The 8,134-nt window shown below is 65.2% G+C and carries 4 protein-coding genes; 2 read left to right on the top strand and 2 right to left on the bottom strand.

Going from position 1 to position 8,134, the window contains the following annotated elements; all coding sequences use genetic code 11:
* Positions 1 to 172: 172 nt before the first annotated feature.
* Together Q664_RS27100 and Q664_RS27090 are read right to left on the bottom strand one after the other, a co-directional pair.
* Entirely contained in the window at positions 173 to 1,486 is a 1,314-nt protein-coding gene (locus Q664_RS27100; protein ID WP_063934762.1) for an IS4 family transposase, read from the bottom strand.
* A 594-nt stretch (positions 1,487 to 2,080) separates the two neighbouring features.
* On the bottom strand, positions 2,081 to 3,196 hold the full coding sequence (locus Q664_RS27090) for a DUF2169 family type VI secretion system accessory protein (RefSeq protein WP_052518717.1): 1,116 nt from the start codon (positions 3,194 to 3,196) through the stop codon (positions 2,081 to 2,083).
* Positions 3,197 to 3,455: 259 nt separating this feature from the next.
* On the opposite strand from Q664_RS27090, the gene Q664_RS27085 reads away from it, so the two are divergent.
* Together Q664_RS27085 and Q664_RS27080 are read left to right on the top strand one after the other, a co-directional pair.
* Complete coding sequence (locus Q664_RS27085; RefSeq protein WP_043401952.1) at positions 3,456 to 5,720, top strand: type VI secretion system Vgr family protein; 2,265 nt, start codon at positions 3,456 to 3,458, stop codon at positions 5,718 to 5,720.
* 4 nt (positions 5,721 to 5,724) lie between these two features.
* The gene (locus tag Q664_RS27080; protein WP_052518716.1) at positions 5,725 to 8,127 is read left to right on the top strand and encodes a type VI secretion system Vgr family protein; all 2,403 of its coding nucleotides are present in this window, start codon (positions 5,725 to 5,727) and stop codon (positions 8,125 to 8,127) included.
* The last annotated feature ends 7 nt before the right edge of the window (positions 8,128 to 8,134 follow it).

The following is an 8,134-nucleotide window of genomic DNA, read 5'->3' as shown; positions in this document are numbered from 1 at the left end:
CCACCCCTTTCAAGGTCGATGGCAGGTGTTTCTTCTAGAGGGTCAACCAGGGAGGGAATGGCGAGCCGAGGTGAATTGGTCCTCTATCGGGACATAGCCATTCCATGAGGCGCCCATCACTGGACGCTCTTGGGGACGTCTGGTCTCCTGGGAGTCTCGGTTTCTTCCCTGCTCAGGAGAGCTTCTCTCCTTTGAGCACACGCGCTGTCGCTACGTGTTTGCGCACTGCCTTCCCCGGTGCATAGCCCTTCTTCACTTTCTTCTTGGCCGCCCGGGGATGCTTGCGCAACGTCGCGGGCTTCACCTTCTTCGCCATTTCCAATAGGGCCGCACTCAGTTGCTCGGCCGATTGCACTTCCTGCTCGGCCCACTCCGCTGGCTCTACCATGACCATCATCCCTCCGTAGGAGAACTTCACCTCGGCGGCGATGTAGTAGGTGGACACCTGCTCGTTGCTTGCCTCCAAGTCATGGCTGGCTTCCACTGCTGACTTCACCACGGACAACGCGTTGTAGGCCAGCACAGCCACCCCAAAGGCTAGCAGCGCCGCTCTCGGCTTCCCCAGACTTCTCACCTCGCTTTCGAGCACCGCCTCCAGTTCTCCAAACATTCCCTCTATCTTCCAGCGCTTCCTGTACAACTCCGCCACCTCCAGGGCGCTCATCTTTTCCGCCGGCACGTTCGTGAGCAGGCGGATGACTGTCTCCCCATCCTCCGTTGGCTCATCCAAATGCACTTCAACCCGTCTCAACTCCAACGGCCTTTCCCCCTCCACCCTCACCGCCTGCTCGTACACTCTCCCTGTCTGCCCTCGTCCCTTTTCCCTCCTCTCCTCCAGCGCCGTCGGATTGGGCGACGCCCCGTGCTCTCGAATGATGAAGGCCGCTCTCTTCTCCTCCACCGCTCGCAAAATCCCGCTCGTGCTGAAGTTCCTGTCCGCCAGCCACAGTTCCCCCTCCCGCACTCGCTCCAGCACGGGCCCCATCAACGCCCTCTCCTGTGCATGCGCATCCTCCGCGGGCAGCACATCCACCACCAGCCCCAGCTCCGGCGCATACACCACCAAGGATTGTCCGGGCAGTGCCGCTCCTCGGAAATCTCTCAGCGCCTTGAGCCTCTTCTCGCTGGCCGGCAGGTGATTGCCATCCAAGATTCGCACCTGGTAGCCCGCCGCCCACGGCTCCTGCTTCTTCATGGGCCGCACCACGGGCACCAGTCTCTCCGCGCTCCCTTGCACCAGCGCTCGCACCACCTGAGGCTCGGTGCGATTGACTTTGTCGTAGAGCGCTGCCAGCGAGACGGCCAGGTCTGGAGCGGACTGCGCCGCGGCGTGCAGCGACGGTCGCAATCCCAGCGCCACCAGCCCCATCAAGTCCACTACCGAGGAGAAGAGCAACTCGCGCGTGTACTGCTTGTCTCGCTGTGCTTCAAATACCTCATCAATCCACTTTGAACTCAGGGCGTGCTCGAGCGTGCGGCGCACCATCACCGTGACTGGACTGCGCTGCGTGAAACGCTCCACGATTTCCTTCAAGGCCACGTTCATTCCTCCGCCGATGGGCGCGAGGAATTCGTCTTGGCCGTCCGATTCTCTGGACCCACCTCCGCCCAGGTGGGCGTTCACCTTCCCACCTGACCGCTATGGTAGCCCCCTCCACATGACCTTGAAAGTGGTGCCCATAAGAGCCCTCGGTGAAGATGCGTACCCTGCGCGGATTGATCACGACATCCAACCGCGCCGACAGTTCGCGTACGAGGAAGTCCACGGAGTAGGGCTTGTCCGCTGTCGAGGCCGGCAAGGCGATGAGCAGCGGGAGTCGCTCGAACGCGGCCGCGCCGATCTGATCGAGGATGTCTTGGAGTGCGTGGGTCAGGAAGAACAGCCAGCGCTGCGTTGGGGTCGCCTTGAGGTCGAGGAGGTCACTCAGGTGCGAGATGACGATCTCCCTGCCTTGATTGTCCATGTAAGGTGAAACCCGCTTGCGATTGAGTCCGGCTCGCAACGCCGCGCAAGCAGGCGCCCAGCGCAGGCCCACGGGGCACGCCATTCCGGCCGCGTGGACGTAGATGGGTGACGCACTCATGGCCTGCTGCCTCGGTGCTGGCGGAGCCAGCGGATCGCCGCGGCGAGGCCGCTGAACACCGGCTTGCCCTGTCGATAGCCGATGGGTGCACCCGAGGTGCTGCGTGGCTGCTCGCCCACGGAGATCTCCCGGAGCGCGTTGAGCTTCTTCCCAATGGGAACGCGTGCTCGCCACACGAGCATGGCAAGCGAGAGATGGGGCTCGAGAATCACTGTATCGAGTACACCCATCTGCTCCACCTCTCGATCGGCGAAGTGGAACCTGACTGGAACGCGTAGGGATGGAATGACGTATTGGACGACGGGCTCCGCGGCCATGTGGATGCAGCGAATCCGTTCGCCCCCATGAAAATGCGGGAACTGCTGATCCGTCGGTGCGGACTGGAAGTAGCGCGGGTCGAAGTCCGATGGGAGGAACGGTGCCCGTTCATCGCGCCAGCGCGCGTCGTAGGTGCCTGCGTAGGCGATGCGGTGTGCCCACGCACGCCCTACGTGCCCAAGCCCGATCGGCTCCGGCCGGTCACGGGGTGAGGAGATCGTCTGTCCCGGACGCTCCAGGTTTGGAAGGGGTGTACCCTCGATCTGGGCCGCGCCGCGATGCGGATGAAATCCGACGCCCACGAGATTCCGATGTTCCACGGAGGCTTGTCCTGGCCCTCGGCTCTCATCCGTGCCTCCGAAGGCCCGCTCGAACGTCAGGGGCATTTCGACGAAAGGGACGGGGTCTGAAGGCAACATCCTTCCCATTGAGCGAAGCCAGCGTCGCTCTCCGAGGATCTGCAGAGTCTTCTTCGTCCCCTGGACCTCGAGGCTGACGGGCAATTGCGTCACGCGCTGCCCGGCGGGCGAGACCGCTTTGCCGACCACGATGACGTCCGTCAGCGGCTTCTCGAGCGCGAAGTCGCATTCGTAGCGGATGCTGGTCGTGGCGGGATCGCCATGGTGCTCATCGGCCGTAACAAGCGGTCGTTGCTCTCTGGCGAGCGTCATCTCCCCGCGTGGGTTCGTCTCGAATGTCCCCTTCACCACCACCACGCAGTAGTCGCGAGCATCCTTGTCCGCGGCAACGGAGATGCCAGCCTGCATACCTGTCGTGTTGAGTGAGATCTGCATGCGTTCGTGTGGCTGTTGTCGGTGCCACCGCATGAGCCTGGCACCAGGCTTTCCTCTGCGAAGTGGTACTCCGCGCCGCAACACGTCGCCCGACGAGGTGTGCTGTCCAGCCGGGAATTCCAGCATGGTGCTGATTCGGAGCGCTGTGAAGCGCTTCACATTGCTCACGGGCCTTCGAACAATCCAGGCAGACGGTACTCAACGCGGGGTCGTGACTGTGGACCCGGCTCGGAGCATACTGTCGGAGAAGGGGGGTTTTATGGTCGCAACCGCTGCTCTCCTGGCGAATCAGGCCGAGTTTGATTTCCAGGTGGGTCCACATGCGCTGGGCGAATTGGCCGTCATTGGCTTCGAGGCCGATGAGGCCATTTCCCAGCCCTATACGCTGGATGTCCTCCTCGCAGCCCCGTCAGACGTGTCCGTGGATGAGCGAGCCCTCCTGGGGCAGAACGCCCTGCTCGCCGTGCACCTCGGCGAGGACGGGGAGCGCTACTTCCATGGCGTCGTGTCGCGTGTCACCCGCTGGGAGGCCGGCGGCTCCGAGGAGCGCCTGCGCTACCGCGCCACGATCGTGCCCCGCTGGTGGACGCTCAAGCACACGCGCAACAGCCGCATCTTCCAGGAGAAGACCGTCCCCGACATCGTCCACGAGGTGCTCGGTGATGCGCTCGTGGAGCACCGGCTCGAGCTGAACGGCTCCTACGCCACACGCACCTACTGTGTGCAGTACCGCGAATCCGACTTCGACTTCGTCTCCCGCCTGCTCGAGGAAGAGGGCATCTTCTACTACTTCGAGCATACCGAGGACGCTCACACCCTGGTGCTCGCCGACACCTCGCTCGGCTGTCCCGCCATGCCCGGTGAGGCGCGGCTCGTCTTCCGCACCACCACCAAGATGGTCGCCGACAGCGAGTACGTGCACGAGTTCTCCTCTCAGCTCCAGGTGCAGCCCGGTGCTGTCGCCCTCCGGGACTACAACTTCGTCCGCCCCTCCCAGGACCTCACCGCCACCAGCACCGATGACGAGGCCGAGTCCTCCCTCGAGGTCTACGACTATCCGGGTTGCTACGAAGCGCCCGGCACGGGCAAGGCGCTCGCCAAGGTGCGTCTGGAGGAGCTACGGGCCCGGGTGGAGCTCGCCTCCGGCGCCAGCAATTGCCGGCGCCTGCGTGCTGGCCACACCCTCGAGCTGGACGAGCACCCGGCGGATGCCTTCAACCGTGGCTACCTCGTCCTCTCCGCCCGCCACGAGGGGCGCCAGCCCGAGGTGCTCCTCTTCGAGGGCCAGCCGGACGCCCGCCAGGAGAGCTACCGCAATACCTTCACCTGCCTCCCCGCCAAGGTGCCCTACCGTCCGCCGCGCACCACTCCGCGGCCCCTCATCCCTGGCGCCCAGACGGCCATCGTCGTGGGGCCCTCGGGCGAGGAGATCCACACCGACGAGCATGGCCGCATCAAGGTGCAGTTCCACTGGGACCGTGAGGGCGGCCGGGACGACAAGAGCTCCTGTTGGATTCGCGTGAGTCAGTCATGGGCCGGCCCCGGCTGGGGCGCCCTCTACCTGCCTCGCATCGGCCACGAGGTGGTGGTCGAGTTCCTCGAGGGAGATCCCGACAGGCCCCTCGTCACCGGCAGCGTCTACAACGGCGAGAATCCACCCCCCATCTCCCTGCCGGACGACAAGACCCGGAGCACCCTGCGCTCCAGCTCCAGTCCTGGCGGCGATGGCTCCAACGAGCTGCGCTTCGAGGACGCGGCCGGCCAGGAGCAGGTCTACTTCCACGCCCAGAAGGACCTGGACATCGTCGTCGAGAACGACAAGACCCAGCAGGTGGGCGGCAACGAGACGCTGCTCGTCAAGAAGGACCGCAGCCGCACCATCGAGGGCAACCAGTCCCTGGAGGTGAAGAAGAACGACGACAGTGTCATCGGCGGCAACCAGTCGCTCCGGGTGGACAAGGATCGCTCGACGTCCGTGGGCGGCAACCACACCGAGACGGTGGCGGGCGACCAGTCCGTCAGCGTGGGTGGCAGCCAGAGCGTGCTGGTGAGCATGGCGTCGCTCGAGACGGTGGGGTTGGGGAAGATGCTCAACGTCGGCGGCGCGTATTCCGTCAGCGTGGGCGGCGCCCTCAATCAGTTGGTGGGGGGCATCAAGGCCGAGCAGGTGGGCGGAGCCAAGTCGGAGGTCGTCGGCGCCAAGAAGTCCGAGACGGTCGTGGGCTCGCGCAGCCTCCAGGTGGGCGGAGACCTGACCGAGCAGGTCGGGAAGTCACGCAACCTCAAGGTGGGCAAGGATTTGATGGTGAGCGTGGGGGGCAATCACAACCACGCCGTCAAGGATTCCTACACCCTGTCCGCCAAGGAGATCTCCCTGGTGGCCGAGGAGCAGTTCACCCTCAAGGTCGGCTCCGCCACCCTCCAGGTCAAGAAGAACGGGGATGTGATCATCAAGGGCGCCAAGGTGGAGATCACCGCCAGCGGCGACGTGGTCATCAAGGGCTCGAAGATCGCGGAGAACTGACGCCATGGCATGGACGGACAAGATGGCTTTCGGCCTCCAGGTGGGCGGCCATGCGCCGGAGGAGAGCGTGGTCACGCAGCTCTCCGGGCTGGAGGGACTGTCGCGGCCCTTCGAGTTCAACCTGGAGCTCTACACCCACGCCGATGAGCCGCTGGACCTGGCGGAGCTGATGGGCACTCAGGCCACGTTGACCTTCCAGCACGCGGGCGAGCCCGTACGCTACGTGAATGGCCAGGTGCATCGCGCCCAGGCGCTGGGCCTGCACGGGGGCCGGCTCCGCTACCGCCTGCGGGTGGTGCCCGCGCTCGAGCGGCTCAAGCACGTGCGGCGCAGCCGCATCTTCCAGAACAAGGCCATCCCGGACATCGTCAAGCAGGTGCTGAACGAGGGGCAGGTGAAGCACCGCTTCGCCCTGTCCGGCAGCTATGCGGCTCGTGAGTACTGCGTGCAGTACCGGGAGTCGGACTTCGACTTCATCTCCCGGCTGCTGGAGGAGGAGGGCATCTTCTATTTCTTCACGCACTCGGAGGACGCCCACGAGCTGCTGCTGGGCGACAGCTCCGGGGCGTACCTGGAGATGGCGGGCGGCTCGCTGCTGCCGTTCCGCGAGGAGGATGGGCGGGTGGCGGACGCGGAGCACGCCTCCACCCTGGCCCAGGTGCACCGGTTGCGCCCCGGCAAGGTCATGGTGCGCGACTTCGATTTCAAGAAGCCCGCGCTCGACCTGACGGCCCGGCCCTCCAAGAGCGGTGACTTCGGCGCGCTCGAGCTCTACGACTTTCCCGCCAGGTACGTGGAGCCCTCGGAGGGCAAGCGGCTCAGCAAGGTTCGGCTGGAGGAGCAGCTCCAATCCGAGCGGACCCAGTCGGGTGTCAGTGTCAGCCCGCGGCTGTGCCCCGGTCACTTCTTCGAGCTGGACGCGGTCGCGGGAGGCAAGCTGCTGGTGGTGGAGGTTCAGCACGTGGGCCACCAGCCCGAGGCGCACACGCGGCACGAGGCGCTGGGGCAGGGACGCTACCGGAACGAGTTCCGCTGCCTGCCCTCGGATGTGCCCTTCCGGCCGCGCCGGAGCACGCCCCGCCCTGTCATCTCCGGCATCCAGACCGCCACCGTGACGGGCACTCCCGGCGAGGAGATCCACCCCGACGAGCACGGCCGCATCAAGGTTCAGTTCCACTGGGACCGCGAGGGCGGCAGGGACGACAAGAGCTCCTGTTGGATCCGCCCGGGTCAGGTCTGGGGCGGCCCCGCATGGGGTGGGCTCTTCCTGCCGCGGGTGGGGCAGGAGGTCGTCATCCGCTTCTTCGAGGGGGACCCGGACCGGCCCCTCATCACGGGGGCTGTCTACAACGGGCAGAACCCCACCCCCTACTCGCTGCCGGACGAGAAGACGCGCTCCACCCTGCGCACTTCCTCCAGTCCCAACAGCGACGGCTTCAACGAGCTGCGCTTCGAGGATGCCGCGGGCGAGGAGCAGGTCTTCTTTCACGCCCAGAAGGACGATGACCTGCATACCCGCAACGACAAGACGCAGGAGATCCGCGCCAACGAGGCGCTGCTCGTGAAGAAGGATCGCCAGCGCACCATCGAGGGCAACCAGTCGCTGTCCGTGTTGCAGGAGGACATGGGGCTCGTGGAGGGGAGCCAGACGCTCGCGGTCTCCGGGAACCGGACCACCGGCATCCGCGGGAGCCATGACGAGGAGGTGGAGGGCAACCAGTCGGTGTCGGTGAGCGGAATGCAGAACACCTTCGTGGTGCAGACCGCTGACACCTCCGTGTCCCTGGCGGCCGCGCTGAACGTGGGCGCCGCCTACTCCATCAACGTCATCTTGACGAAGAGCGAGTCGGTGGGCGGGGACAAGTCCATCCAGGTGGGAGGCGCCAGCTTCGAGTACGTCGGGGGTTTCCGTCAGGAGAACGTGTCCGAGGATCGCTCCACCAAGGTGGGCAGTGATTTCGAGTCCCAGATCAAGGGCTCGGTGTCGCTGGCGGCCGGCAAGGACCAGAAGGGCGATGTCGGGGCCAAGGCCCACACCGAGGTCGGGAAGGCCGCGGCCTCTCTGGCCAAATCCTTTCAATTCAAGGCGGACAAGTTCTCGCTCATCGTTGGCGGCAACCTCATCGTCAGCATGGAGAAGTCCGGCGCCGTCAAGTGGTTCGCGAAGTCACTGACCATCGACGGCTCGAACATCAAGGTCAAGGGCGGTAAGGTGAAGATGCTGGGGGCGGGTTCGCTCAGCGGCAAGTCCGTCTCCAAGCTGGAGCTTCCGGATGTACAGCCGGTCGAGCACAAGGATCCACCCGACATCGACCTGTCCTCGGCCCAGTCCGAGCTTCAATCCCTGTCGGCGCAGCCCTTGGCCAGTTCGCCTGGCCGCACCAAGGCAAGTGACTCCGAGCGGTGAGCCGGGA

The sequence above is a fragment of the Archangium violaceum Cb vi76 genome, from assembly GCF_000733295.1.
In the GTDB taxonomy this organism is placed as follows: domain Bacteria; phylum Myxococcota; class Myxococcia; order Myxococcales; family Myxococcaceae; genus Archangium; species Archangium violaceum.
Note: the sequence above shows the minus strand (reverse complement) of the source record. Positions and strands in the feature narration are given on the sequence as shown.

Bases quoted from the DNA above. Each gene is read 5' to 3' on its own strand.
- Q664_RS27100 (WP_063934762.1), bottom strand. From the start codon at position 1,486: ATGGTGCGCCGCACGCTCGAGCACGCCCTGAGTTCAAAGTGGATTGAT.
- Q664_RS27090 (WP_052518717.1), bottom strand. From the start codon at position 3,196: ATGCAGATCTCACTCAACACGACAGGTATGCAGGCTGGCATCTCCGTT.
- Q664_RS27085 (WP_043401952.1), top strand. From the start codon at position 3,456: ATGGTCGCAACCGCTGCTCTCCTGGCGAATCAGGCCGAGTTTGATTTC.
- Q664_RS27080 (WP_052518716.1), top strand. From the start codon at position 5,725: ATGGCATGGACGGACAAGATGGCTTTCGGCCTCCAGGTGGGCGGCCAT.